This window comes from Nonomuraea sp. NPDC026600, from assembly GCF_040638335.1.
In the GTDB taxonomy this organism is placed as follows: Bacteria; Actinomycetota; Actinomycetes; order Streptosporangiales; family Streptosporangiaceae; genus Nonomuraea.
The window spans coordinates 67,003-88,809 of sequence record NZ_JBEZYD010000019.1 but is presented as its reverse complement, the minus strand read 5'-3'; the positions used below and the strand labels follow the sequence as shown (position 1 = coordinate 88,809).

Below are 21,807 nucleotides of genomic sequence, written 5' to 3'. Positions count from 1 at the left end.
ATAGTGAGGTACATCCATGTTTCGAGTTCCGACAGGCGCCCTCGCGCTGGCGTTCTTGCTCGCAGGTACGCCCAACGCGACGGCCGCGGTAGGACAGCCCGAGCCGGCGGTCAACTGGAGCTCCTGCCCTGCCTACTCCGACGAGGTGATCCGGTCTCGCGGCTTCCCCGACGCACAGATACCGAAGTTCCGCGCCCTGCTGAGCCGTATGGAGTGTGGAAAGGTCAGCGTTCCGCTGGACTACCGCAAGCCGCGCGGCCGGCAGATCACCATCGCGATCACCCGGCTCAAGGCGGTGGATCGCCTGCACCGGCTGGGCAGCCTGGCGCTCAATCCGGGCGGGCCAGGTGGCAGCGGATACGTCATGCCCATCGAGATCATCTTGATGAACGCGACGAACGCCCAGCTCAACGACAAGTACGACCTGATCGGCTTCGATCCTCGCGGTGTCGGCTTCAGCACCAAGGTCAACTGCCCGCCCCCTGGCGGAAAGCCCCCGGCGCCTGGGCCGCTGACCAAGGAGGCGGCCAAGAGCATCTATGACAGCGAGGTGGCTACGAACAAAGCCTGCGGGAAGTCCGATCCCGGCTTCCTCGGCCGGCTCACCACCATGAACATGGCGCGCGACCTTGATCGGGTACGGGCCGCGCTGGGCGAGCGGAAGCTCGACTTCTTCGGCGTGTCCTGGGGTACCTGGCTCGGTGCGGTGTACCGCAGTACTTTCCCCGGCAACGTGGGCCGCATGTTCCTGGACAGCGTGGCGCTGCCGCGGTTCCGGCTGGACGATTTCGAGGACGGACGCGCCGCGGCGGCCGAGCGCGGCTTCTCCCGCCTGGCGGCCTGGATCGCGCGGCACCACGACACCTACGGCTTCGGCACCAGCGCGAAGGAGGTGCGGACCGCGATTCTGGCGCTCGGCCGCGCCTACGACGGGACCCCGAAGCAGTACACCGACGTGGCCGTACCCGCCGATGGCGGGCTGGTCGCCATGCTGGCCTCCCAGAGCTCACCGGGCTGGCCGCGAGCCGCCAAGGCGCTCAAGGAACTGCGCGACGACACCGGCACCACCGCGCCGCCCACCGTCAAGGAATTCCTCGGCGGAGGTCCGCAGACGCCGCCGCCGGCTGACGCTCCTGAGCAGTTCAACACGACAACGAGTCAAGCGGTCTTCTGCAACGAGGACCCCAGCCGGCTCGGCTTCTCCGCAGCCTGGACCGCGTACCAGCGGCGTCTTGAGCAGAACCCCGTGACCGGAAGGGCCGGTCGCTTCTCCGCCGGCTGCGCCGGCTGGCCCCTCCTGGTGCAGAAAGTCCGGGTGCACCGCACCGCGGGTTCGCTGGTGCTGTCCGGACACCGCTACGAAGCCGTTTCCCCGTACGAGTGGACGACGCACATGCGGTCGGCCATCGGCGGCAAGGTGTTCACCGTCAAGGACGACATGCACGGCTCCGTTCTGCGGGAGTGCCCCGCCGACCTGGTGTCGTACTTCACCACGGGCCGAATCGCTCGCGGCTGCGGCGGCGCCGCGACGCCGTAGGCCCGCGGCGCTTGTGGGCTGCGTTCATGGACGGCGCCGAACGAGGAGAGTTCGACTTCTAGCCGCCCAAGGGAGAGGGGTCCGGAGCCGACCGGGCCCCTTTGTCATGCCTGCGTGTGTGGTGCGGATGGTGCCTAGTACGGGCGGACATGTCACATTTACGCACTTTGCCGTGTCTATACGGGGAGATGTTCACGAGAACGGGGAGCGACATGCCCACAGTGCCTGACGCGGAGGCCGGCGTGCGGGGAGATCACGGATGAACGAGCTCGAGACCATCCCGAAGGCCGTCTCAAGCCCCTCGAACTTCCTCGACGAGCGGCTCGGCGCGGCCAACTTCCTCAAGCGCAACATGCGCAAGATCTTCCCCGACCACTGGACGTTCCTGCTGGGGGAGATCGCGCTGTATGCGTTCATCCTCCTGCTGCTGACCGGGACGTTCCTGACGTTCTGGTTCAAGCCCAGCATGGCGGAGATCGCCTACGACGGGTCGTACGCCCCGCTCAAGGGCGTCCTGATGTCCCAGGCCTACGCGTCGTCGCTGGAGCTCAGCTTCGACGTCCGGGGTGGCCTCTTGCTCAGGCAGATGCATCACTGGTCGGCGCTGCTCTTCGTGGCGAGCACTCTTGTGCACGCGCTGCGGGTGTTCTTCAACGGCGCCTACCGCAAGCCGCGCGAGCTCAACCATGTGATCGGCGTGCTGCTGCTGACGCTGGCGCTCCTTGAGGGGCTGACCGGATACTCGCTGCCTGACGACCTGCTGTCCGGCGCCGGTCTGCGGATCACCGAGGGCGTGCTGATCTCGCTGCCACTGGTCGGTACGTACGCGACGTTCTTCCTGTTCGGGGGGGAGTACCCGGGCGGGGATGTCATCTCCCGGTTCTATTCGCTGCACATCCTGCTCATCCCGGGCATCATTCTGGCGCTGGTCTCCGCTCACCTGGTGCTCATGTGGATGCAGAAGCACACCCAGATGGCCGGCAAGACTCAGACGAACCAGAACGTGGTGGGGGCGCCGTTCTATCCGGCGTTCATGGCCAAGGCGGGTGCGTACGTCCTGTTCACGTTCGCGGTGATCGCGGGGCTGGCGACTTTCGCCCAGATCAACCCGATCTGGCTGTTCGGGCCCTACACGCCCGCTGACGTGTCGGCGGGTTCGCAGCCCGACTTCTACATGGGCTTCCTCGAAGGCGCGCTGCGCATCATGGGGCCGTGGGAGATCAACCTGTTCGGTACGGACCATGCGGGCACACTGCCGCTCAACGTCATCATCCCGGCGCTGGTGCCGCTGGGTGTCGTCTTGACGGGTCTGGCGTTGTATCCGTTCCTGGAGCAGTGGGTGACGGGGGACAAGCGCGAGCACAACTTCGCCGAGCGCCCGCGCGACAACCCGCACCGCACGGCGATCGGCATGACGGCCGTCGTGTTCTATGGCGTGCTCTGGCTCCTCGGTGCCAACGACGAGATCTCCGCCAATTTCCAGATCAGCCTCAATGTGACGACGTACGCGGGCCGGGTGCTGATCTTCGTGGCGCCCGTGCTGGCGTATGTGATCACGTACCGGATGTGTCTGGGGCTCCAGCGCTACGACGCGGGCACCATTTCCCATGGCGTTGAATCGGGTGTGATCAAGCGGTTGCCCGGCGGCGGGTTCGTCGAGGCCCACGTGCCGGCGGCGGACGACATCGAGGCCCACGTGCGGGGCAAGGAGCCGGTGCCGATGTTGGCGGTCGCCGAGCCCGACAGCGCGGGCATCCCGCCGAAGGGCATGCGCGGCCCCCTGGGCAGACTACGCGGCCGGATGTCGAAGGCGTACGGGGGCGAGAAGGTCCCCCTCGATGACGGTCACGGGCGCGGAGAGGTAGAGCTCACGGGCGATGACCGTACGCCGATTCATTGACGAGGCCGCCTGCGCCGGCGAGCAGACGAATGGCCAAGGTCATGAAGAGCGGCGTGATCATCGCCTCTTACCGGCCGAAGGCGGCCGAGTGACGGATGGGCCCGCGATCACGACAGCGGGGTGGTCTCGGCGAAACGGATCTCGCTGAACAGCTTGAGCGTCACCGGCCGCAGCCGCAGTCGTGCCTCGCGCGGCCAGCGCATGCTCAAAGACGGAAACACCGTCTCCAGGACGATCTTCAGGTAGGGGCGGCCGGAACGACCGACGGGAATCTTGGCGCACAGAGCGGACACGCTCGTGAAGGTCTCCCGTCGGCCGAGCCGCAGCCGGGTCCGCCCGCTGAACTGGTTCGGGATCCCGGCGGCTTCGAGGCTCACCGACTCCCACAGCAGTTCGGCCGTCTCCTCCTCCCGCAGCCACGTCGGCCGGGTCGGCAGCGGCAGTCGCAGGGTGAATCCCGCCAATGGTCCGGCCGGAGTCAGCCGAAAGGAACCCTGGAACCACGGCAGCTCGTCGAGGAGCCGAGGGCCGTTCAGGGTGCTCATCGACAGGCTCGCCGCACTGGCTTCCATGGCGATCCGCCAGCTGGTGGGGTCGGTGTAAGGGACTTCCGGGAGGGACACCAACGGGATTCATCTCCCCTGTGCGGTGAGGAACTCCCGGCGCGGACGCCTGGGCTCACGGGCGGGTACTTATATGACGCTGGGGCGGCTACCTATAAGACATTCCAACCGCGGAAAATGTGACACTCACGGTCTCTCGAAGGAGACCGTCTCCATCCTCAGCCGGTTAGGTCGTCGTACTGCTGAGGCGTCCTGACCTTCAGCGGGCTGCGGGATCGATGGCAGCGTCCTCTTACCCGGGGGCTCTCACGGTTGACGGTGCCCGCGGGCGTTAGATTGGGGAGATGTCCCTGATCCTCGATTTCGTCAGCACGATCAGGGCGGAGCGGTCCGGATTGATCGACCGCCTGTCCGACGTCGAAGGCCTGACCGCCTGGGTACGCGCACACGCGGCCGACCTCGACGTCGATCCCGGCTTCACCGCCACGGAGGAACTGCGCGAGGAGACCGTACGCCTGCGCCAGGCCGTACGCGCGCTGTTCGCCAGGGCCGTGGCCCCAGAGCCGCCGAGCCGGGCGGACACGGCGGCCCTGCCCGGCTTCGCGGAATCGCTGGCCCTGGTCAACGCCGCCGCCTTGGCCGCCCCGCGAGCCCCGCAACTGTCCTGGAGCCCGGAGCCGGCCCTCGTCGTCGTGCCCGCCGTACCGGCCGAGCCGTCGGCACGAGTCCGGGCCGGGCTCGCGACGGCGGCCGTCGAGTTCCTGGCGGGGCCCGGACGGGAGCGGTTGCGTACCTGTCAGGCCCCACGCTGCGTGCTCTATTTCCTGAAGGAACACCCACGTCAGGAGTGGTGCTCGACCGCCTGCGGCAACCGCGCCAGAGCGGCCAGGCACTACCGGGAGCACAAGAAGTGAGTCACATCTAACGCATGCGACGCCGGTTTGCCGTTATATAGTGATTTCTAACGGCCAATCGGTCATTCATGCGTTAGATGATGAGGGAGTGTGGAATGTCGTCGTTCCAGACCGGGCACATCGGGCTCAACGTCACCGACCTCACCAAGTCCCTGGACTTCTACCAGCGCGTCTTCGGCTTCACCTCGGCGGGCGAGTCACAGCACGAGGGGCGCCGCTACGCGTTCCTGTCCCAGGACGGCACGCTCGTGCTGACCCTCTGGCAGCAGAGCGAGGGCCGCTTCGCCACCGCGCGGCCGGGGCTGCACCACCTGTCGTTCCGGGTCGCCGACCTCGCGGCGGTGCGGAAGGCCGAGGCGGTCATCAGGGAGATCGGAGCCACCCTGCACCACGACGGCGTCGTGCCGCACGGCGAAGGCGCGTCCTCGGGAGGCGTGTTCTTCGAGGACCCCGACGGCATCCGCCTGGAGATCTTCGCCCCGGACGGCGGCGGCGACCGCCCCGCGCCCACCTCTGGCGCGCCGACCTGCGGGTTCTTCTAATGGGACCGCATCCGGGCGAGGTCGCCGTCCAGCGGCGGGCGGGCGCGCGGGGCGGGGAGCTCGGCAGCTCGCGCACCCGCCCGGAGATCCCGGAGGTGGCGGCCGCGTTTCTGCGGGAGCAGCAGCTGCTCGTCGCCGGTGCGGCCGACGACCTGGGTCGTCTCTGGGCGAGCGTGCTGACCGGCCCCGCCGGTTTCGCCTCCCCCGAGGACGACCGCACGATCGTCGTACGCGCCCTGCCCGGCGCGCCCGACCCCCTGCACGGGCTGTTCACCGGGGAACGCGACCTCGGACTGCTCGCCATCGAGCCCTGCACGCGGCGCCGGATGCGCGTGAACGGCACGGCCGTGCAGGCGGGCGAGGCGCTGGTGGTGTGGACGGAGCAGGTCTACTCGAACTGCCCCAAGTACATCCAGACCCGCGAGCCCACGACCGTCCCGGGCGGCGTCCCGGCCGGCCTCGGCACCGGAACCACACTGACCGCGCGCCATCAGGCGTGGATCGGCGCGGCGGACACGTTCTTCATCGCGACGGGCGCCGAGAAGCTCGGCGCGGACGTCTCACACCGGGGCGGCAATCCAGGGTTCGTGAAGGTCACGGGGCCGGGGTCGCTGGTGTTCCCGGACTACGCCGGCAACTCGATGTACATGACGCTGGGGAACCTGGAGGTGAACCCGGCGGCCGGGCTGCTGTTCGTGGACTGGGAACGCGGGGAGACGCTGCACCTGACCGGCCGGGCCCTGGCGGACTGGGATCCGGGGGACGTGCCGGGGGCGCAGCGGCTGGTGCGGTTCGAGCTGGAGGAGTGGGCGCACGTCGCGGGCTCGGTCTCGGCGGGCTGGACGGCCCCGGGCTACCACCGCTTCAACCCACCGGTCTAGAGCCTGGCCCGGCCCCTTTTCGCCATCTCCGCGGGGAGTATTTCCGGGATAATTTCCCTCATGAGCAAGACAGCCAAGCCCACCCTGAGCCAGGACTACATCGCGGGTGTCGCGTTGTCGGTGATCGACTCCATGGGGCTCGGCAAGTTCTCCATGCGCAAGCTCGGTGCCGAGATCGGCGTCGACCCGATGGCGGTCTATTACTACTTCGAGGATCAGGAGGCCCTGTTCGACGCCGTCGCCGAGCTGCTGTTCGACGAGTTCGACGTCGACTCGCTGCCCTGGCGGGGCTCCTGGCGCGCGCTGCTCGAACGGTCCTACGGGCGCATGCGGGACACGCTCGTCGCGCACCCGCATGCTGTGCCGGTGTTCGCGTCCCGGCCGATCCGGTCGGCCAAGGCCATCGCCACGGGCAACCAGACGCTCGCGTCCCTGCGGGAGGCTGGATTCGCGCCCGAGGTCGCCCTGCAGATGACGCGCTCCCTGCGCGACTACACCATCGGCCACGCGATGGGCCTGGCCGCCGTCCAGTTGGGCGCGCGGCGGCGCAGCCGCAAGCCCGAGCCCGGGGCGCCCGGCTACGACCTGCTCGCCGAGAGCGCCGACGCCGTAGGCATCGACCAGCACTTCGACCTCGGCCTCACCGCGATGCTGGACGGTTTCGACCGGCTGAAGAGCTGAGCCGAACCAGTGGTGGACAGGCCGGGCGGTGGGTGAAAGCGTCTGGGCGTATGAGGGACTACCCGCTCGGCGCACCGTACCGGCTGGAGCTGGACGACACCTACGGCCGGCTGCGCGAGCACGAGCCGCTGGCCCGGATCAAGATGCCGCACGGTGAGCCGGCCTGGCTGGTGACCCGCTACGACGACGTCCGCACGGTCTTCGCCGACCCGCGCTTCAGCCGGGCGGCCGCGGCCGGCCGGGACGCGCCGCGCATGTACCCGGAGCCGGTGCCGGGCGGGATCTCCGACCTCGACCCGCCGGAGCACACGCGGATGCGGCGGCTGGTCGGCAAGGCGTTCACCGCGCGCCGGGTGGAGCTGCTGCGGCCCCGCGCCGAGGAGATCGTCGAAGACCTCCTGGATCGGCTGACGGCCCAGGGACCGCCCGCCGACCTGGTGGAGGGCTATGCCGTGCCGCTGCCCGCGACCATGATCTGCGAGCTGCTCGGCGTGCCGTACGAGGATCGCGAGACGTTCCGGTCCTGGGCCGACGCGTACATGACGACGACCGCGATACCGCTGGAGCAGAAGATGGCGCGGCTGGGCGCGCTCGGCGGCTACCTGGCCCGGCTGGTGGCGCGGCGGCGCGAGTCCCCGACCGACGACCTGATCGGCGCGCTGGTGCAGGCGCGTGACGAGCAGGACAGCCTGTCGGAGGAGGAGCTGATCGGCTTCCTGATGACCCTGCTGGCCGCCGGGTACGAGACCACGGCCACCCAGATCGCCAACTTCTCCTACGCGCTGCTGACCCATCCCGACCAGCTCGCCCTGCTGCGCGCGGGGCGGGTGGACCTGGCGGACGCGGTCGAGGAGTTGCTCCGGCACGTCCCGGTGACGGCGATCGCCGCCACGTTCCTCCCGCGCTACGCCACCGAGGACGTGCAGCTCGAAGGTGGCACCGTGCGCGCGAACGAGCCGGTCTTCCCCGCCTATTACACCGCCAACCGGGATCCTCAGGTGTTCGAGGACCCGGAGCGGCTCGACCTCACCCGCAAGCCGCAGCCGAACTTCGCCTTCGGCCACGGCCCGCACTTCTGCCCCGGGGCGCCGCTGGCGCGGATGGAGCTTCAGGTGGCGCTGGCGGCGCTGCTGCGCCGCCTGCCGGACCTGCGGCTGGCCGTGCCTGAGGAGGAGTTGAGCTGGAAGACCGGCATGGCCATCCGCGGTCCGGTGGCGCTCCCTGTCACCTGGTGACGCGCTAGTCCATGAGGACGATCTGGCGCAGCACCTCGCCGCCCTTGAGCGCGGCCACGGCGTCGTTCAGGTCGGCCAGGCGGATCCGGGCGCTGATCATCGACTCCAGGTCCAGCTGGCCGGCCTTGTAGAGCTTGGCGAAGTAGGGGAAGTAGTGCCGTACGTCCGCTTCGCCGTACAGGCTGGAGAGCAGGTTCTTGCCCTCGAACAGCAGGCTGAACGCGGAGATCGACACCATGTCGTCCACCGCGCCCGCGCCGACCACGATGACCTCGCCGCCCGCGCGGGTGACCTGCCACGCGCTCTGGATGGTGGCGGCCTTGCCGACCACCTCGAAGCCGTAGTCGAAGCCGCTGCCGAAGGTCAACTCGTTCAGCGCCTCGGGGACCTGCTCGGGGGTGACGGCGTGGGTGGCGCCGACCTTCTTGGCCAGCTCGTGCTTGGACGCAAGGGGGTCGATCGCCAGGATCGTCCGGGCGCCGGAGATGCGCGCGCCCTGGATGACGGACAGGCCGACGCCGCCGCAGCCGATGACGGCGACGGTCGAGCCGGGCCGTACCTTGGCGGTGTTGATGGCGGCGCCCACGCCGGTGGTGATGCCGCAGCCGATCAGCGCGGCCGCCTCCCACGAGATGTCCGGGTCGACCTTGATCGCGCCCTGCCAGGGGATGACGATCTCTTCGGCCCAGGTGCCGCACCCGGCCATGCCGAACGCCGTCTGGTCGCCGCCGAAGCGGAAGTTGCCCTTGGTGAACGCCTCGATCACGTACTTCATGCAGAGGTACGGCTGGCCGCCCAGGCACAGGTCGCAGGCCTGGCAGGACGGACGCCAGTTGATGATCACGTGATCGCCCGGCTGGACCGAGCCGACGTGCTCGCCCACCTCGACCACCTCGCCCGCGCCCTCGTGACCCGGGACGAGCGGCACGGGCTGCGGCAGCACGCCGGACATGGCCGACAGGTCCGAATGGCAGACGCCCGTAGCCTTGATCCGCACCCGTACGTCGGTCGGTCCGACGGGGGTGAGGGTGACATCGTCGCGGATGTCGAGCTTGTCGTCGCCTACGGCATGCAGAAGGGCGGCGCGCATGGGGGGTTCCTCCTCCGGCTATTCCTCAAGGGAAAGAGCGGCTTTGGGGCAGGACCGGACCGCGTGACGGACGCGGTCCAGGAGTTCGGGCGGTGGTTCCGGGAGCAGGATGTGCAACTGGTCGTCATCATCCACGTCGAACACCTCGGGTGCGAGCCCCATGCACACGGCATTGGCTTCGCACACCATTTCATCGACCTTGATCTTCATGTGAGCCTCCTGTGGTCCCATGAGACCACTTTGGTGCGCTCGACGACGTATGCAACCCGCTTTCGTCCGGTCTGTTCGACATAGGGCAGCAGGAGCTCGTCCGCCACGTCCGGGGTCATCCTGCGCGTGATCCGCAAGCCGACGGCCAGGACCTGCTCGGGCTCGTCCACTCGCTTGGCCTCGCCGTACAGCAGGACGCCGCGCAGCTCGTCGTAATCCTCGCCCGTCTCGATCAGGCAGCTCACCCGTGGGTCGCGCTCCAGGTTGCGGACCTTCTGCGCCTTGGCGTAGCTCCAGAAGGCGATCCGCCCCTCGTCGAGCCCGTAGAACATGGTCACCAGATGTGGCGTGCCGTCCGGGTTGATGGTCGCGAGCTGGAGCTTGCGAGCACCTTCCAGGAAGGCTGTGACCTCGTCTTCGGACATCGCGATGCGAGCGCGCTGATTCACGCTGCCAAGTAGAACAGGTTGCAGAATGCCGGGCAAGGGGGCGCTGGAATGTTGTTCGGTTCTACTAGGGTGCATCCCTATGACGATGCCGCCTGAACTGCGCTACGCAGCCAAGCATGCCAAGGGATTCATGCCGGAAGGGGAGGGCCTGGCCCTGTTCGAGGCGGCTTGCCGGTACGGCAAACTCGGGCCGATCTGTGAGATCGGCACCTACTGCGGCAAGTCGGCCGTCTACCTCGGGGCGGCGGCCAGGCTGGCCGGGTCCGTGGTCGTCACCGTGGACCACCATCGCGGCTCGGAGGAGATCCAGCCGGGCTGGGCCCACCACGACCCGACGCTGGTCGATCCGCGGTTCGGCAAGATGGACTCGCTGCCGACGTTCCGCCAGACGATCGCCGCCGCCGGGCTGGAGGACGAGGTGATCGCCGTGGTGGGCCGCTCCGAGCAGGTGGCCCGGCTCTGGAACACGCCTTTGGGCATGCTGTTCATCGACGGCGGCCATTCCGACGATCCGGTGACGCGCGACTACGAGGGCTGGGCGCCGCACGTCATGGCGGGCGGCGCGCTGGTCTTCCACGACATCTATCCGGACCCGGCCGCGGGCGGCCAGGCTCCCTACCGGGTCTACCTGCGGGCGCTCGCCTCGGGCGCGTTCGCCGAGGCCTCGGCCGAGGGCTCGCTACGCGTCCTGGAACGGGTCGCTCCGGGGATCTAGTGCCGCTTCCCGCGTGCCCATGCCCTGCGGGTGTGGGCCCGCCAGGACTGGAAGTCCTCGTGGGTGCGCGGGTCGTGGCCGAGTTCGATGAGCGCCCCTTCGGGCCACGCGCCGGCCTCGTCGGGCTCCGCGCCCGCCAGCATCGGTACGGCCTGCGCCACGTGATCCGGCAGCGGCCCCGCCTGGAGCCCGGCCGACACGGCGAACGCGCACCCCTGGGCCAGATGGGCACGGAACCCGTCGGCCCCCGCGTGATCGGCCAGCCACCACAGCTCGTCGGCATTGGCGCCACCGGTGTGCGTGGCCGCGAACCCGACACCGCTCCACAGATCGCCCCGCCGGCCCGCAGGGAAAGAGGCGATCCTGGCGGCCACGTCGTCCGGCGAGGCGCACTCGTGATACCAGAGCAGGCGGCCCAGGCCCTGGTCGAAGATCGCGCAGTGGGCCCTGGTGAGCAGATCGGGCATGGTCCGCTCGCCGACCATCCGGTCCGCCCGCGCCAGGCTCCACTGGAACCCGAACCCGTCCACGGCCAGCCAGCGGAGCAGCGGGTGCGTCGGCCGGATGCCCCACATGGGCCGCAGGCGCAGCAGCGCGTAGCCGCGCCCGGCGCCCATGTGCACGGCGTACGGGTGAAGATGGGCGGGGCCGGCCAGTAGCTCGTGAAGGCGCCGGCCCCGGGTCATGGTGAGCAGATCGAGCACGGTGCAGGCGGCACCGGCCCCCTCATAGGCGAAGCTCCGCTGCTCAGGAGACATTTCATCGATTTTGCAGGCTTCACGCGAAACAGCGGCGTTGAAGCCGAAAAGATATGACCGCTCGGCCCCTTCGACGACCACCCGGGAATGTCCCTGCCGTAGCCGGAACCTCCGCCGGGCCAGATCGGCTTCGGACTGCTCCCTCAGCAGCAGCTTTCGTAGTCCGTGAACCGGCGAAAGCGTCGGCTCAGTCCTGTCCTGCTCCAAGAACGCTGTTGTGCCCGTGTCGCCCACGCTTCCCCCGAAGACGCCTCGTACGGCCACTCACGAAGCTAGTAACCCCAATGGGGCGTTCAGCGGTGCCGCTCCGCATTTCCCGGCAAAGAACCCGCAAAAGCCCTTGCGCGTACAAGATCACGCACGAGCGGGCGTGCAACCACACAGATGCGGGTCGGCGGGGGAGACGGAGGCGGCGCCGACGTCGCGGAAGATCCCCGCTCCCGGGGAGAAGGCGAACAACGCGTCCCCCGCGAGCACCACCGCCGCGGCCGTATATCCGCTCCGCTCGTGCGGAAAGTGGCGGTCGTTGGCGAACTGCCACCCCGTCCAGTACGAGCCGTCCTCATGGCGTAAGTGCTGAATGTCGGCGAACAGCCGGGCGGCGCGGTCACGGTCGCCCAGCGCGTCGAGGGCCAGCGCCAGCTCGCACGTCTCCGCGCCCGTCACCCACGGCTGGTCCGAGACGCATCGGATGCCCAGCCCCGGCACCACGAACGTGCTCCACTCCCGCTCCAGCAGCTCCGCCGCCGCCGGACCCCGGACGGCGCCGCCGAGCACCGGGTAGTACCAGTCCATGGAGTAGCGGCTCTTGTCGGCGAACGCCTCCGGGTGCGCGGCCAGCACGTGGGCCAGGCGGTCGGCGGCCAGCTCCCAGTGCGGCTGCGGGTCGCCGAGGTGTTCGGCGAGCAGGACGCCGCAGCGCAGGCCCTGGTGGATCGACGAGCAGCCGGTGAGCAGCGCGTAGGAGGAGGCCCGGCCCTGGGCGTCGCGCTCCCAGACGATCTCGCCGCGTTCGGTCTGCAGCCCCACGACGTAGTCGAGCGCCCTCTTGACCATCGGCCACCTGAGCTCGGTGAACCGCTGGTCGCCCGTCACCAGGTGGTGGTGCCAGACGCCGGCCGCGACGTAGGCGGCGTGGTTCGACTCGCCGCCCGGCTCGGTGGCGACGCCGTCGACCAGCTTCATCGCCCACGAGCCGTCGTCGCGCTGGTGCCGGGCCAGCCAGTCGTAGCCCCGCGTGACGGGGTCGCGCAGGCCGGCCACGGTCATCGCCATCAGGCACTCGACGTGGTTCCACGCGTCCACGTGGCCTTCCGGCCAGGGCACGCCGCCGTCGTCCTGCTGGATCGCCGAGATGCTCAAGGCCGTCTGAACGGCCTCCTCGCGTGAGATCACGCGGCGGGCTTCCTGACGTAGAGCACCACACTCTTGCCGATGAGCGGGTTGAGCAGGGATTCGGCCAGCCGGGTGAGCGGCGGGCGCTTCATGATGTCCCAGACCAGCAGTTCGTGGTACGCCTTGGCGAGGGGATGGTCGTCGTTGTTGACGCCGACCGCGCACTTGATCCACCAGTACGGCGCGTGCAGCCCGTGGGCGTGGTGGTGAGGGCCGATGCGGAAGCCGGTGGACTTCAGCTTGGCCGACAGCTCAGCCAGCGTATAAATCCGGACATGTCCGCCGGGGGCCGTGTGGTAGTCCTCGTCCAGCGCCCAGCAGATCCGCTCGGGCAGGAAGCTCGGCACGGTGATCGCGGCCGTGCCGCCGGGCTTGAGCACCCGGAAGATCTCCCGCATCGCGGCCATGTCGTCGGGGATGTGCTCCAGCACCTCGGCCGCGATGACCCGGTCGAAGGAGCCGTCCTCGAACGGCATCTCCAGCGCCGTCCCCTGAACGGTCTCGCCACTGGCCTCCGGCGGCACCTCGCCCGCCTTGTCCATCGCCACGAACATGGCCGCCACGCTGTCCAGCTCGGACTGGTCCATGTCGAAGGCGACCACGTCCGCGCCCCGGCGGAGCACCTCGAACGCATGCCGGCCACCGCCACAACCCAGGTCGAGCACGCGCACGCCGGGCCCGACCGGCAGCCGGGCGAAGTCCACCGTCAGCACTTATCGATCTCCTTGGAATCTCGAAGCTTCGGTCAGCGGGTACGGCGGGCCGCGATGGCCTCGCGGTACGCCTCGACGGTTTTCATGGCGACGACGCGCCAGGTGTAACGCTCCATGACCCGCTCGTATCCGGCCTTGCCCACCCGCTCGCGCTCCTCCGGGGAGTCGTGCAGGCGGCGCAGCACCGCGGCCAGTTCCTCGGAGTCGCCGGGCGCGACCTGGATCGCGGCGTCCCCCACCACCTCGGGCAGCGCACCCGTACGGCTGGCGACCAGCGGCGTTGCGCAGGCCATGTGCTCCACGGCCGGCAGCGAGAACCCCTCGTACAACGACGGCACCACGGAGACCTCAGAGGTGGCGATGAGCTCGCCCAGCTCGTCGTCGGAGATGCCGTGCACGAAGCGGACCCGGTCCTGCAGTGACAGCTCCTGCACGAGTTGCTCGGTGGGCCCGCCGGGGGTCGGCTTGCTGACCACGGTGAGGCTGACGTCGCGCTCGGTGGCCAGCTTGGCCACGGCCCGCAGCAGCGTGGAGACGCCCTTCATGGGGGAGTCGGCGCTGGCCACCGCCACGATCGAGCCCTTTTTCTTCGGCTTCTCGGGACGCGGGTGGAAATAGCGGGTGTCGACGCCGAGCGGGATCAGGCGCATGTTCGCCTGCGGGACGTTGAAGTCACGGTGGATGTCGGCCAGCGACGACTCGCTGACGGTCAGGATCGGGCTCAGCCGGGGCGCGACCTTGGCCTGCATCTTCACGAACGCGTACCAGCGCCGCATGGTCAGCTTCTTGGCGCCGGTGGCGGCCTCCAGCTCGATGCGCCGGTCCACGCTGATCGGGTGGTGGATGGTGCCGACCACCGGGAACAGCTTCTGGATGCCGAGCAGGCCGTAGCCGAGCGTCTGGTTGTCCTGGACGACGTCGAAGTCGCCGACCCGCTTCTTCAGCGCGCGATGCGCCCGCAGCGTGAACGTCAGCGGCTCGGGGAACCCGGCGGTCCACATGGTGCCGACTTCCAGCCAGTCGATCCAGTCGCGGTACTCGTGCAGCTTGGGCGTCCTGAACGGGTCCTCGTCGCGGTAGAGGTCGAGGCTCGGCACCTTCTGGAGGATCACGCCCTCGTCCAGCTCCGGGTACGGCTGGCCGGAGAACACCTCGACGTGATGCCCCAGGGCGACCAGCTCGCGGCTCAGGTGGCGGAGGTAGACACCCTGGCCGCCACAGGTCGGCTTGCTGCGGTAGGACAGCAGTGCGATCCGCAGCGTGTCGCTCACGGACACCCCTTTCTCGCCCGGTATGCACCCAGAGATGGGCGTGTACCGTGAAGATGACCTTAGTCCGAGAAGGCTACCATTCGGTAGGTCATCTGGAATTGTTCACAACTGCCGCCAAAGGCCGTGCGAACTGCGATGTTGGCACGACCGAGCGTGGTTCGGTGGAACGTGTTCTAGGAGTCTTGGGCGCTGTATCGAGGCGCTTAGCTGTACATTCCCGTCCAAACGGACGCGGTCGTGATAGTGGGAGGACCCCTTGGCCAGGCGCGCTCTGATCACCGGCATCACCGGCCAGGACGGTTCCTATTTGGCGGAGTACCTGCTCGGTCAGGGATACGAGGTGTGGGGGCTGGCCCGCGGCCAGGCCAACCCGCGCGTGTCGCGGATGCGCAAGCTGCTGACCGACGTTCAGGTGGTCCGCGGCGACCTGCTCGACCAGGGGTCGCTGATCTCGGCGGTGGAACGGGTTCAGCCCGACGAGGTCTACAACCTGGGTGCCATCTCGTTCGTGCCCATGTCGTGGGAGCAGGCGGAGCTCACGGCCGAGGTGACGGGGATGGGCGTGCTGCGCATGCTGGAGGCCATCCGGGTGTGCTCGGGCGTGTCGCGTGGCGGCCCCGCCTCCGGCCAGATCCGCTTTTATCAGGCTTCGTCCTCGGAGATGTTCGGCCAGGTCAGCGAGACGCCCCAGACGGAGCGCACCGCCTTCCACCCGCGCTCGCCGTACGGTGTGGCCAAGGCGTACGGGCACTTCCTCACGCAGAACTACCGCGAGTCCTACGGCATGTACGCGGTCTCCGGCATCCTGTTCAACCACGAGTCGCCCCGGCGTGGCGCCGAGTTCGTCACCCGCAAGGTCTCGCTCGGCGTGGCGCGCATCAAGCTCGGCCTCGACACCGAGCTCCGGCTCGGCAACCTGGAGGCCCGGCGGGACTGGGGTTTCGCGGGCGACTACGTACGGGCCATGCACCTCATGCTCCAGGCCGGCACGCCCGAGGACTACGTGATCGGCACCGGGCGCATGAAGTCGGTCCGTGAGCTGGTCGAGGCCGCCTTCACGGCGGCTTCCCTGGACTGGGAGCAGTACGTGGTCACCGACCAGGCCCTGCATCGGCCCGCCGAGGTCGACCTGCTGTGCGCCGACCCGAAGAAGGCCCGGGTGCAGCTCGGCTGGGAGCCGACGATGCCGTTCGACGAACTGGTGGCGACGATGGTCGAGTCCGACCTCCGCCTCCTGTCGAACGGCGGCGACCCCGACCAGGACAGTTCCTGGCCCTGATCCACCCCGATCGCCGGTGCTCCTTCGAGCATGCCCTATTGACAAAATACTGTTTTACGTAAAGGATGATTTTTGCGATGAAAGATGTCCTGTACCTAGAGCAGATCGAGCAGGCCGAGGCGCTGCTCAAGCCGCAGCGCGTCGAGGTGCTGCGGCAACTGGCCGAGCCAGGCACCTGCACAGAGGTCGCGGCCCGGCTCGGTCAGACGCCACAGCGCGTCTATTACCACGTCAAACGGCTGGTGGACGCGGGCTTGGTCGACCTGGTGTCGGAGCGGAAGGTGCGCGGTGTCCACGAGGGCATCTACCAGGCGGGCGCGCGTTCGTACTGGCTGTCACCCCGCCTGGTCGGCCGGATCGGCCTGCGCACGGTGCAGGACGAGCTGAGCCTGGGTTACCTGCTGGACCTGATGGAAGAGGTTCAGGCGGACATCGCGGGACTCGACAGGACCGCGACTGAGCTGCCGTCGATCGGGCTGTCGGGGGAGATCCACGTGCGCCCCGAGGACCGTCAGGAGTTCCTGCACGAGCTGCAGGGGATGCTGCAAGACCTGTTCACGAGGTACGGCGGAGCGGAAGGTGACGCCTTCAAGCTCGCCGTAGCGTGCTACCCCAAGGGAGACGAACATGAGTGAGCCGATGACCGTCCGCGCCCGTGTCCAGGCACCGGTGAAGGAGGTGCACCACGCGCTGACCGACGCCGCGACGATGCGGCTCTGGCTCGCCGAGCACGCCGAGGTGGACCTGCCGGACCGCTACGCGTTCTGGGGGCGCTTCACCCCCGAAGGCGACGCGCCGCACCAGCGGCCCCTGCACGTCGATGACCACACGGTGCGGTTCTCCTGGCTGCTGGACGGTGTGGACACCACGGTCGAGTTCGGCCTGGAGGAGGACGGTCCCGAGACGACCATCGTGTCGGTCTCGCAGACCCACTTCGACTTCCAGGAGGCGCTCAGCGAGACGACGATCCGCGGGGTGATCCAGACGTACTGGTGCCTCATGCTGGCGAACCTGGCCGAGCACCTCGACGGCCGCCCGCTCACCCCGAAGGCCGACTTCACCTCCTCCGACCTGCGGGCGGAGGTGCTGATCGCCGCTTCCGCGGAGAAGGTCTTCGACTCGCTGATCGACTCGGAGGCGGTGACCGCCTGGTTCGGGTTCCCGATCGAGATCGAGCCGCGGGTCGGCGGCCGCTACGCCATGGGCGGCCTGGCGAACAACCCCGATCCGGCGAAGATCGTCGAGCTGGAGCCGGGGCGCCGGCTGTCCGTCGACTGGGGCGGCGTCGGGATCGGCACCTGGGAGCTGGCGGAGTCCGGCGGCAAGACGCGGCTGACGTTGGTGCAGAGCGGCTTCGGCCGGTCGCCGTACGCGGGCTGGTGCGGCATCCTGTCCGGGCTCTCCGAGCTGCGCCGCTTCCACGAGGTGGCCGGCTGGACTCCCATCTGGGTGTCCTAACTGTTCTCCTCCCCCAGGTGGGTCAGTACGGTCGCCGCTACGGCCCCCAGAACGTCGATCTGCTCCGGAGTCAGCAGGTCGATGAAGTGGCGGCGGACCGACTCCGCATGATCGGGGGCCGCCGCCTCGATGGCCCGCAGCCCCTCCTCGGTCAGCACGATCACGGCGCCACGGCCGTCCGTCTCGCACTCCTCGCGGGTCACCAGGCCGCGTTGTTCCATCCGTGAGAGGTGCCGCGACAGCCGGCTCTTCGACCACAGCATCCGCTCGGCCAGCTTGGTGAGCCGCCCTCGGTGCCCCTCGGCCGACGACAGCGACGAGAGCACATCGTAGTCGGGGGCCGACAACCCCGAATCCCGCAGCAGATCACGGTTCACCTGGGCGTCCAGGAGCAGCCGCATCCGGCGGTAGCCGAGCCAGGCTCGGAACTCGGCCTCATCCAACCAGCGCGGGTCACCCATGCCTCCCAGACTAGTTGACGTGTAACCAAACTCGTTCTAGGTTCCATGTAAACCAAATCTGAGGGGCGGGCGCGCATGTTCGGTGTGGGTATCTCGGCTTCGGCGGCTCCGGGCGCTGATCCGGTCGGCGACGCGCGGTTGGCCGAGGAGCTGGGGTTCGACTTCGTGTCGACGTCCGACCATCCGTGCGGCACGTCGCCGACGTACGAGATCTGGACCCTGCTCACCTGGATCGCCGCCGCCACCTCGCGGATCCGCGTCGCCACGCGGGTGCTCGGGGTGCCGTACCGGCCGCCCGCGATGGTGGCCAAGATGGCGGAGTCCCTGCACCGGCTCTCCGGGGGACGGCTGATTCTGGGACTCGGCGGCGGCTATTCGGACGAGGAGTTCCGGGCCTTCGGGCTGGGCGTGCCGACACCGCGGGAGAAGGTCGACGGCATGGTGGAGGCGATCCACATCATCCGCGGGCTGTGGTCGTCGCCGTCGTTCAGCTACCAGGGCAACCGGTATCACACGCTGGATGCCGCGCTGGAGCCCAAGCCTGTCAGTCCGATCCCCATCTGGCTGGGCACCTACGGCAACCGGGCACTGGCGGCCACCGGGGAGCTGGCGGACGGGTGGATCCCGTCGCTGGGGTTCGCGCCGCCTGCGGTGGCGGCGGAGATGCGGTCGCGGGTGCTGGCGTCTGCTGATCGGGTGGGGCGGGAGGTGGAGTGCGTGTACAACGTGCCGGTTCTGGTCGGCGGGACCTCGGACTCGCCTTCGGTGGTGGCGGGGTCGGCGGAGGAGGTGGTCGAGGGATTGCTGGGGTTGGTGCGGCTGGGGTTCACCTCGTTGAATCTCATGCCTGCGGGGGCGGACTTCCGTGGGCAGATGGAACGGCTGGCCACTGACGTCCTCCCGGTGTTGCGAGCATCCACGGCGTAGCCGCTGTGGATGGCTGCTCGTCCATCCACAGAACCCGGTTCGGCGCCCACTACTGCCCGGCCTTTCTCCGATCCTGGACGCCAAGCTGGACCGGATCGAGGAGGTCACCATCCGCTTCCCGCAGCGGTGCTTCGCCTTCGACCAGTTCGGGCCGCTGTTCATCCGCCCTCAGCCCGGCTCCGGCTGGGCACCGGGTTGCCACCACAAACCGCCTGATCAATCACAGGCATGAACGGACACCCTCATCACTAGGAAATAAGCCGCAATCTACTTAAATCAAACGCCCTCTCACACCGTCATCGACGGGTCTGGCCAGCGGACCATGCGGTACGGGGCCAGCCAGAACAGCTCGCCCATCGCCAGGACGAGCCGCTCCTCCAGCAGTGGCCTGACAGCCTCGGCGGACACGCTGTGATTCCCCTGATCGAGTTCGTGTAGAGCGGCTATCAGGTCCGGTTCGGTCAGCGTGTACTTGACCAGCCGGCGATCCCGGCGGTCACGTATCTGCAGGAACCCCGGCCCTTGCCGCCAGCAGCATCGCCCGAGGTAGAACCCTTCCCACCAGGCTGCGATCTGGCTCGGTCCGTCAGGGTCGTCGCCGATTCGGCGAGGCGGGTGAAGGTGACTCAGCTCGTTGGCGCCGATGGACGGTGACGTCGCGCCGACTTCCCAGATCACGCGCATGCCACGAGCGGTTGCCAGCCGCACGATGTCCAGCCCCCGGCAATCCGGTGACGAGGGTGTGGCAAGGTCGACAGGCTGGTCGAGCTCTACGGTGCGGACCCCGGAGCGATAGAGGTCCCCGGCGGGGAACGGGACAGCGTCCCGCATGCGGACCTTCAGCCAGTCGGCTTGGTTGGCGCGGTCCGCTCGCCATGGTGCGGACGCGTCTGTCATGCGACGGCCTCTTCGGCGTGACGGGTGATGCGGCAGAGCTGTTGGTTCTCGACGGTGGTGGCCACATGAACATGGCGCCCTTCGTCGGTGAAGACCAATCCGAGGCGTTGCCATTCCGCGAGGATTCTTCTGACCGTCGTGTCGGTGTCGGCTTCCAGGGGGGAGCCGACGTCGCCCAGCGCGGCACGCAGAACGGCCTCCGTGCGCGGCTGGTCGAGCATGCGGAAGAGGAGGACCTCTTCGGGTGCTCGGAGCTCGACCTGGCGCCAGTCGAAGTCTGGCCTGGTGTTCGTGAGGAGAATGGCCTCGCCGACGTCCTGATGAGTCAAGGTACTGGAGTGGTGCTGTTGGTCCCACACGACGAGAGCTTCTTCGAGTGCCTCGACCACTGCGCGTTCGATTCCTTTGTCAGGCGTGTCGAAGAGGTAGGCGATGTCATAGAGGTCCGACTCTGGGAGGTCATAGATCATCGTGTACTGGCGGTGCGGTCGCCGGGCCGCGAACCCGAGTTCGGGCCTGTCGAAATAGGGACTGAAGCGCTCAAGAGCGATGCGTGACGCACCTCCTGGCGGTTGCAGGTGATGCAGGCGCGGAAGCTGGGCGATGACGGGGAGATAGTGATCCTCCGATTCGCCCGGAAATCCGAATAGATAGTTCCAGGACACGGAGACGCCGAGGCTCTCTGCGTCCCGTAGCATACGAACGTTCTGCACCCCGCTGACGCCCTTGTCCATGATGCGGAGCACAGTCGCGTTCAGGTTCTCGATTCCCGGCTGGATGGACACTATTCCCGCGTCGCGGAGCAGCTCCAGTTGGTGGATCTTCATGTTTGATTTGATTTCATAATGGATTCGGAAGTCGTGATCTCGCTCCGCTATTTCTCGCACGGCGGTGTTCAGATAGTTCATGTCCAGGATGTTGTCGACTACGTAGAAGTCCATGACCTTGTGCCGACGTGCCAGGTCCTCCAGCTCACGGGAGAATACTTCGGGAGGCTTGCTTCGGAAGGTCATCATCGAGCCGTTGAGGCCGCAGAACGTACAATGGTGCTTCTCACCCCACCAACACCCACGAGCGGACTCGAGGACCAGCCGTGGCTCGAACCAGGACGATACGCTGGTGGTTTCGATCCGCGAGAAGTAGGCGTCATAGTTGGGAGCCGGCATCTCTGCAGGCGTCAGCAGACGGTCCGACATGGGATTGACGACCGACTCTTCTCCCTTTCGCCAGCAGAGCCCGGGGATGTCCGTGAGGTCCGTGTCGGTCATGAGGTGGCGTATGAGCTCTGGGAAGCTCCGCTCTCCCTCACCGCGTACGACGAAGTCGATCTGTTCGAACACGCGATGAAACCCTGCGCCCTGGTCCCCATCGCAGTTTGCACCTCCCATGACGCAACGGACGTCTGGAATGATCTCTTTCAGCCGACGTGCCAACGCCAGGGACGCCACGTTCTGCTGAACCGTCGAGGTGAAGCAGACCAGGTCGGGCTTGGTGGCCGAAATCGACGTGGCCTGGGCATCGATAAATTCCGGAGCGGCGGCATGCAAGCGCATGCAGATGTCGTAGTCTCTGGGTGAGATCTTTCCGTTCATCTGCTCGGCAAAGCTCTCGACGTTCCACTCGCGCGTGCCGTGCAGGGCCGAGGAGAACACCCAGTCGCCACAGCCCTTGAAATAGCTTCTCAGCGCAAAGAAATCATAGTCCTCACCGCTTGATTCGGGTAGAATGCTCCGCATCCACTCGGCGCATGCGATGTTGACGTAGTGTGTCTCCACGTCGACCTCTGGCAGAGCCTCGTGAAGCCGCGAAGTAAGAATTCCTAGCGCAAGGGATGGCGCGTCTATCGACGCCCAGGGCATGGAAACAAGAGCAACTCGCATCGCCTCTCCTTGATTAGGCTGCTGCGGCATAAAAAAGCGGCTCCTCGCAGT

At 68.0% G+C, this 21,807-nt stretch carries 23 protein-coding genes and 1 pseudogene; 13 read left to right on the top strand and 11 right to left on the bottom strand.

Annotated features, from left to right (window positions below; genetic code table 11):
- Nucleotides 1–16 precede the first annotated feature (16 nt).
- Nucleotides 17–1,537: an alpha/beta fold hydrolase gene (locus AB0F17_RS35975; protein ID WP_358031995.1), complete on the top strand. Its 1,521-nt coding sequence runs from the start codon at nucleotides 17–19 to the stop codon at nucleotides 1,535–1,537.
- 259 nt (nucleotides 1,538–1,796) lie between these two features.
- Nucleotides 1,797–3,437, top strand: coding sequence for a ubiquinol-cytochrome c reductase cytochrome b subunit (locus AB0F17_RS35970; RefSeq protein ID WP_358031992.1), 1,641 nt, complete (start codon nucleotides 1,797–1,799; stop codon nucleotides 3,435–3,437).
- Nucleotides 3,438–3,544: 107 nt separating this feature from the next.
- Here the strand turns inward: AB0F17_RS35970 and AB0F17_RS35965 are convergent, their stop codons facing one another.
- Nucleotides 3,545–4,060 (bottom strand): hypothetical protein, encoded by a 516-nt coding sequence (locus AB0F17_RS35965; protein ID WP_358031990.1) that lies wholly within the window; start codon nucleotides 4,058–4,060, stop codon nucleotides 3,545–3,547.
- A 284-nt stretch (nucleotides 4,061–4,344) separates the two neighbouring features.
- Here AB0F17_RS35965 and AB0F17_RS35960 point away from each other — a divergent pair, with 284 nt between their 5' ends.
- The 5 genes from AB0F17_RS35960 (at nucleotide 4,345) to AB0F17_RS35940 (ending at nucleotide 8,253) form a co-directional block, all read left to right on the top strand.
- Nucleotides 4,345–4,914: an ABATE domain-containing protein gene (locus tag AB0F17_RS35960; RefSeq protein WP_358031988.1), complete on the top strand. Its 570-nt coding sequence runs from the start codon at nucleotides 4,345–4,347 to the stop codon at nucleotides 4,912–4,914.
- Nucleotides 4,915–5,009: 95 nt separating this feature from the next.
- Complete coding sequence (locus AB0F17_RS35955; RefSeq protein WP_358031985.1) at nucleotides 5,010–5,456, top strand: VOC family protein; 447 nt, start codon at nucleotides 5,010–5,012, stop codon at nucleotides 5,454–5,456.
- Entirely contained in the window at nucleotides 5,456–6,337 is an 882-nt protein-coding gene (locus AB0F17_RS35950) for a pyridoxamine 5'-phosphate oxidase family protein (RefSeq protein WP_358031982.1), read from the top strand. Before AB0F17_RS35955 ends, AB0F17_RS35950 begins: the two co-directional genes overlap by 1 nt.
- A gap of 60 nt (nucleotides 6,338–6,397) precedes the next feature.
- Nucleotides 6,398–7,018, top strand: coding sequence for a TetR/AcrR family transcriptional regulator C-terminal domain-containing protein (locus tag AB0F17_RS35945; protein ID WP_358031979.1), 621 nt, complete (start codon nucleotides 6,398–6,400; stop codon nucleotides 7,016–7,018).
- A 50-nt stretch (nucleotides 7,019–7,068) separates the two neighbouring features.
- A complete protein-coding gene (locus tag AB0F17_RS35940; RefSeq protein WP_358031977.1) occupies nucleotides 7,069–8,253 on the top strand; it encodes a cytochrome P450 in 1,185 nt (394 codons plus the stop codon).
- Nucleotides 8,254–8,257: 4 nt separating this feature from the next.
- On the opposite strand, the gene AB0F17_RS35935 is transcribed toward AB0F17_RS35940, so the two are convergent.
- From AB0F17_RS35935 to AB0F17_RS35925, 3 genes are read right to left on the bottom strand one after another with little or no spacing between them, the layout of a single operon-like run.
- The gene (locus AB0F17_RS35935) at nucleotides 8,258–9,343 is read right to left on the bottom strand and encodes a Zn-dependent alcohol dehydrogenase (protein WP_358031974.1); all 1,086 of its coding nucleotides are present in this window, start codon (nucleotides 9,341–9,343) and stop codon (nucleotides 8,258–8,260) included.
- Between the two features lie 18 nt (nucleotides 9,344–9,361).
- Nucleotides 9,362–9,553: a ferredoxin gene (locus AB0F17_RS35930; RefSeq protein WP_219533778.1), complete on the bottom strand. Its 192-nt coding sequence runs from the start codon at nucleotides 9,551–9,553 to the stop codon at nucleotides 9,362–9,364.
- On the bottom strand, nucleotides 9,550–10,002 hold the full coding sequence (locus AB0F17_RS35925; RefSeq protein WP_358031971.1) for a pyridoxamine 5'-phosphate oxidase family protein: 453 nt from the start codon (nucleotides 10,000–10,002) through the stop codon (nucleotides 9,550–9,552). The genes AB0F17_RS35930 and AB0F17_RS35925 overlap by 4 nt, the downstream gene beginning before the upstream one ends.
- A gap of 85 nt (nucleotides 10,003–10,087) precedes the next feature.
- Here AB0F17_RS35925 and AB0F17_RS35920 point away from each other — a divergent pair, with 85 nt between their 5' ends.
- On the top strand, nucleotides 10,088–10,717 hold the full coding sequence (locus AB0F17_RS35920; RefSeq protein ID WP_358032319.1) for a class I SAM-dependent methyltransferase: 630 nt from the start codon (nucleotides 10,088–10,090) through the stop codon (nucleotides 10,715–10,717).
- Here the strand turns inward: AB0F17_RS35920 and AB0F17_RS35915 are convergent.
- From AB0F17_RS35915 to AB0F17_RS35900, 4 genes are all read right to left on the bottom strand, one after another.
- Entirely contained in the window at nucleotides 10,714–11,709 is a 996-nt protein-coding gene (locus AB0F17_RS35915) for a DUF1702 family protein (protein ID WP_358032315.1), read from the bottom strand. The genes AB0F17_RS35920 and AB0F17_RS35915 overlap by 4 nt on opposite strands.
- A 120-nt stretch (nucleotides 11,710–11,829) precedes the next feature.
- Nucleotides 11,830–12,870 carry a prenyltransferase gene (locus AB0F17_RS35910; protein WP_358031968.1) on the bottom strand — a complete coding sequence of 347 codons (1,041 nt, stop codon included), beginning with the start codon at nucleotides 12,868–12,870 and terminating at the stop codon, nucleotides 11,830–11,832.
- Nucleotides 12,867–13,583 carry a class I SAM-dependent methyltransferase gene (locus AB0F17_RS35905; protein ID WP_358031964.1) on the bottom strand — a complete coding sequence of 239 codons (717 nt, stop codon included), beginning with the start codon at nucleotides 13,581–13,583 and terminating at the stop codon, nucleotides 12,867–12,869. The genes AB0F17_RS35910 and AB0F17_RS35905 overlap by 4 nt, the downstream gene beginning before the upstream one ends.
- Nucleotides 13,584–13,615: 32 nt before the next feature.
- Complete coding sequence (locus AB0F17_RS35900) at nucleotides 13,616–14,860, bottom strand: glycosyltransferase family 4 protein (protein ID WP_358031961.1); 1,245 nt, start codon at nucleotides 14,858–14,860, stop codon at nucleotides 13,616–13,618.
- 250 nt (nucleotides 14,861–15,110) lie between these two features.
- Here AB0F17_RS35900 and AB0F17_RS35895 point away from each other — a divergent pair, with 250 nt between their 5' ends.
- From AB0F17_RS35895 to AB0F17_RS35885, 3 genes are all read left to right on the top strand, one after another.
- A complete protein-coding gene (locus AB0F17_RS35895) occupies nucleotides 15,111–16,133 on the top strand; it encodes a GDP-mannose 4,6-dehydratase (RefSeq protein WP_358031958.1) in 1,023 nt (340 codons plus the stop codon).
- A 77-nt stretch (nucleotides 16,134–16,210) separates the two neighbouring features.
- Nucleotides 16,211–16,768, top strand: coding sequence for a helix-turn-helix domain-containing protein (locus AB0F17_RS35890; RefSeq protein WP_358031955.1), 558 nt, complete (start codon nucleotides 16,211–16,213; stop codon nucleotides 16,766–16,768).
- Nucleotides 16,761–17,591, top strand: coding sequence for an SRPBCC family protein (locus tag AB0F17_RS35885; RefSeq protein WP_358031952.1), 831 nt, complete (start codon nucleotides 16,761–16,763; stop codon nucleotides 17,589–17,591). The genes AB0F17_RS35890 and AB0F17_RS35885 overlap by 8 nt, the downstream gene beginning before the upstream one ends.
- On the opposite strand, the gene AB0F17_RS35880 is transcribed toward AB0F17_RS35885, so the two are convergent.
- Nucleotides 17,588–18,052, bottom strand: a complete 465-nt coding sequence (locus tag AB0F17_RS35880; protein WP_358031950.1) for a MarR family transcriptional regulator — start codon at nucleotides 18,050–18,052, stop codon at nucleotides 17,588–17,590. The two genes, AB0F17_RS35885 and AB0F17_RS35880, sit on opposite strands and share 4 nt — an antisense overlap.
- A gap of 75 nt (nucleotides 18,053–18,127) precedes the next feature.
- Here AB0F17_RS35880 and AB0F17_RS35875 point away from each other — a divergent pair, with 75 nt between their 5' ends.
- Together AB0F17_RS35875 and AB0F17_RS35870 are read left to right on the top strand one after the other, a co-directional pair.
- Nucleotides 18,128–18,979 carry an LLM class flavin-dependent oxidoreductase gene (locus AB0F17_RS35875; protein WP_358031947.1) on the top strand — a complete coding sequence of 284 codons (852 nt, stop codon included), beginning with the start codon at nucleotides 18,128–18,130 and terminating at the stop codon, nucleotides 18,977–18,979.
- A 76-nt stretch (nucleotides 18,980–19,055) separates the two neighbouring features.
- Nucleotides 19,056–19,169: pseudogene (locus AB0F17_RS35870) on the top strand (IS630 family transposase); the annotation flags it as partial.
- 98 nt (nucleotides 19,170–19,267) lie between these two features.
- Here AB0F17_RS35870 and AB0F17_RS35865 read toward each other — a convergent pair.
- Both AB0F17_RS35865 and AB0F17_RS35860 read right to left on the bottom strand, forming a co-directional pair.
- Complete coding sequence (locus AB0F17_RS35865) at nucleotides 19,268–19,876, bottom strand: DUF5825 family protein (protein WP_358031944.1); 609 nt, start codon at nucleotides 19,874–19,876, stop codon at nucleotides 19,268–19,270.
- On the bottom strand, nucleotides 19,873–21,756 hold the full coding sequence (locus AB0F17_RS35860; RefSeq protein ID WP_358031940.1) for a RiPP maturation radical SAM C-methyltransferase: 1,884 nt from the start codon (nucleotides 21,754–21,756) through the stop codon (nucleotides 19,873–19,875). Before AB0F17_RS35860 ends, AB0F17_RS35865 begins: the two co-directional genes overlap by 4 nt.
- Nucleotides 21,757–21,807 lie beyond the last annotated feature (51 nt).

Coding starts and splice junctions, on each gene's coding strand:
- AB0F17_RS35975 (WP_358031995.1), top strand. CDS start 17: ATGTTTCGAGTTCCGACAGGCGCCCTCGCGCTGGCGTTCTTGCTCGCA.
- AB0F17_RS35970 (WP_358031992.1), top strand. CDS start 1,797: ATGAACGAGCTCGAGACCATCCCGAAGGCCGTCTCAAGCCCCTCGAAC.
- AB0F17_RS35960 (WP_358031988.1), top strand. CDS start 4,345: ATGTCCCTGATCCTCGATTTCGTCAGCACGATCAGGGCGGAGCGGTCC.
- AB0F17_RS35955 (WP_358031985.1), top strand. CDS start 5,010: ATGTCGTCGTTCCAGACCGGGCACATCGGGCTCAACGTCACCGACCTC.
- AB0F17_RS35950 (WP_358031982.1), top strand. CDS start 5,456: ATGGGACCGCATCCGGGCGAGGTCGCCGTCCAGCGGCGGGCGGGCGCG.
- AB0F17_RS35945 (WP_358031979.1), top strand. CDS start 6,398: ATGAGCAAGACAGCCAAGCCCACCCTGAGCCAGGACTACATCGCGGGT.
- AB0F17_RS35940 (WP_358031977.1), top strand. CDS start 7,069: ATGAGGGACTACCCGCTCGGCGCACCGTACCGGCTGGAGCTGGACGAC.
- AB0F17_RS35935 (WP_358031974.1), bottom strand. CDS start 9,343: ATGCGCGCCGCCCTTCTGCATGCCGTAGGCGACGACAAGCTCGACATC.
- AB0F17_RS35930 (WP_219533778.1), bottom strand. CDS start 9,553: ATGAAGATCAAGGTCGATGAAATGGTGTGCGAAGCCAATGCCGTGTGC.
- AB0F17_RS35920 (WP_358032319.1), top strand. CDS start 10,088: ATGCCGCCTGAACTGCGCTACGCAGCCAAGCATGCCAAGGGATTCATG.
- AB0F17_RS35890 (WP_358031955.1), top strand. CDS start 16,211: ATGAAAGATGTCCTGTACCTAGAGCAGATCGAGCAGGCCGAGGCGCTG.
- AB0F17_RS35885 (WP_358031952.1), top strand. CDS start 16,761: ATGAGTGAGCCGATGACCGTCCGCGCCCGTGTCCAGGCACCGGTGAAG.
- AB0F17_RS35880 (WP_358031950.1), bottom strand. CDS start 18,052: ATGGGTGACCCGCGCTGGTTGGATGAGGCCGAGTTCCGAGCCTGGCTC.
- AB0F17_RS35875 (WP_358031947.1), top strand. CDS start 18,128: ATGTTCGGTGTGGGTATCTCGGCTTCGGCGGCTCCGGGCGCTGATCCG.
- AB0F17_RS35865 (WP_358031944.1), bottom strand. CDS start 19,876: ATGACAGACGCGTCCGCACCATGGCGAGCGGACCGCGCCAACCAAGCC.
- AB0F17_RS35860 (WP_358031940.1), bottom strand. CDS start 21,756: ATGCGAGTTGCTCTTGTTTCCATGCCCTGGGCGTCGATAGACGCGCCA.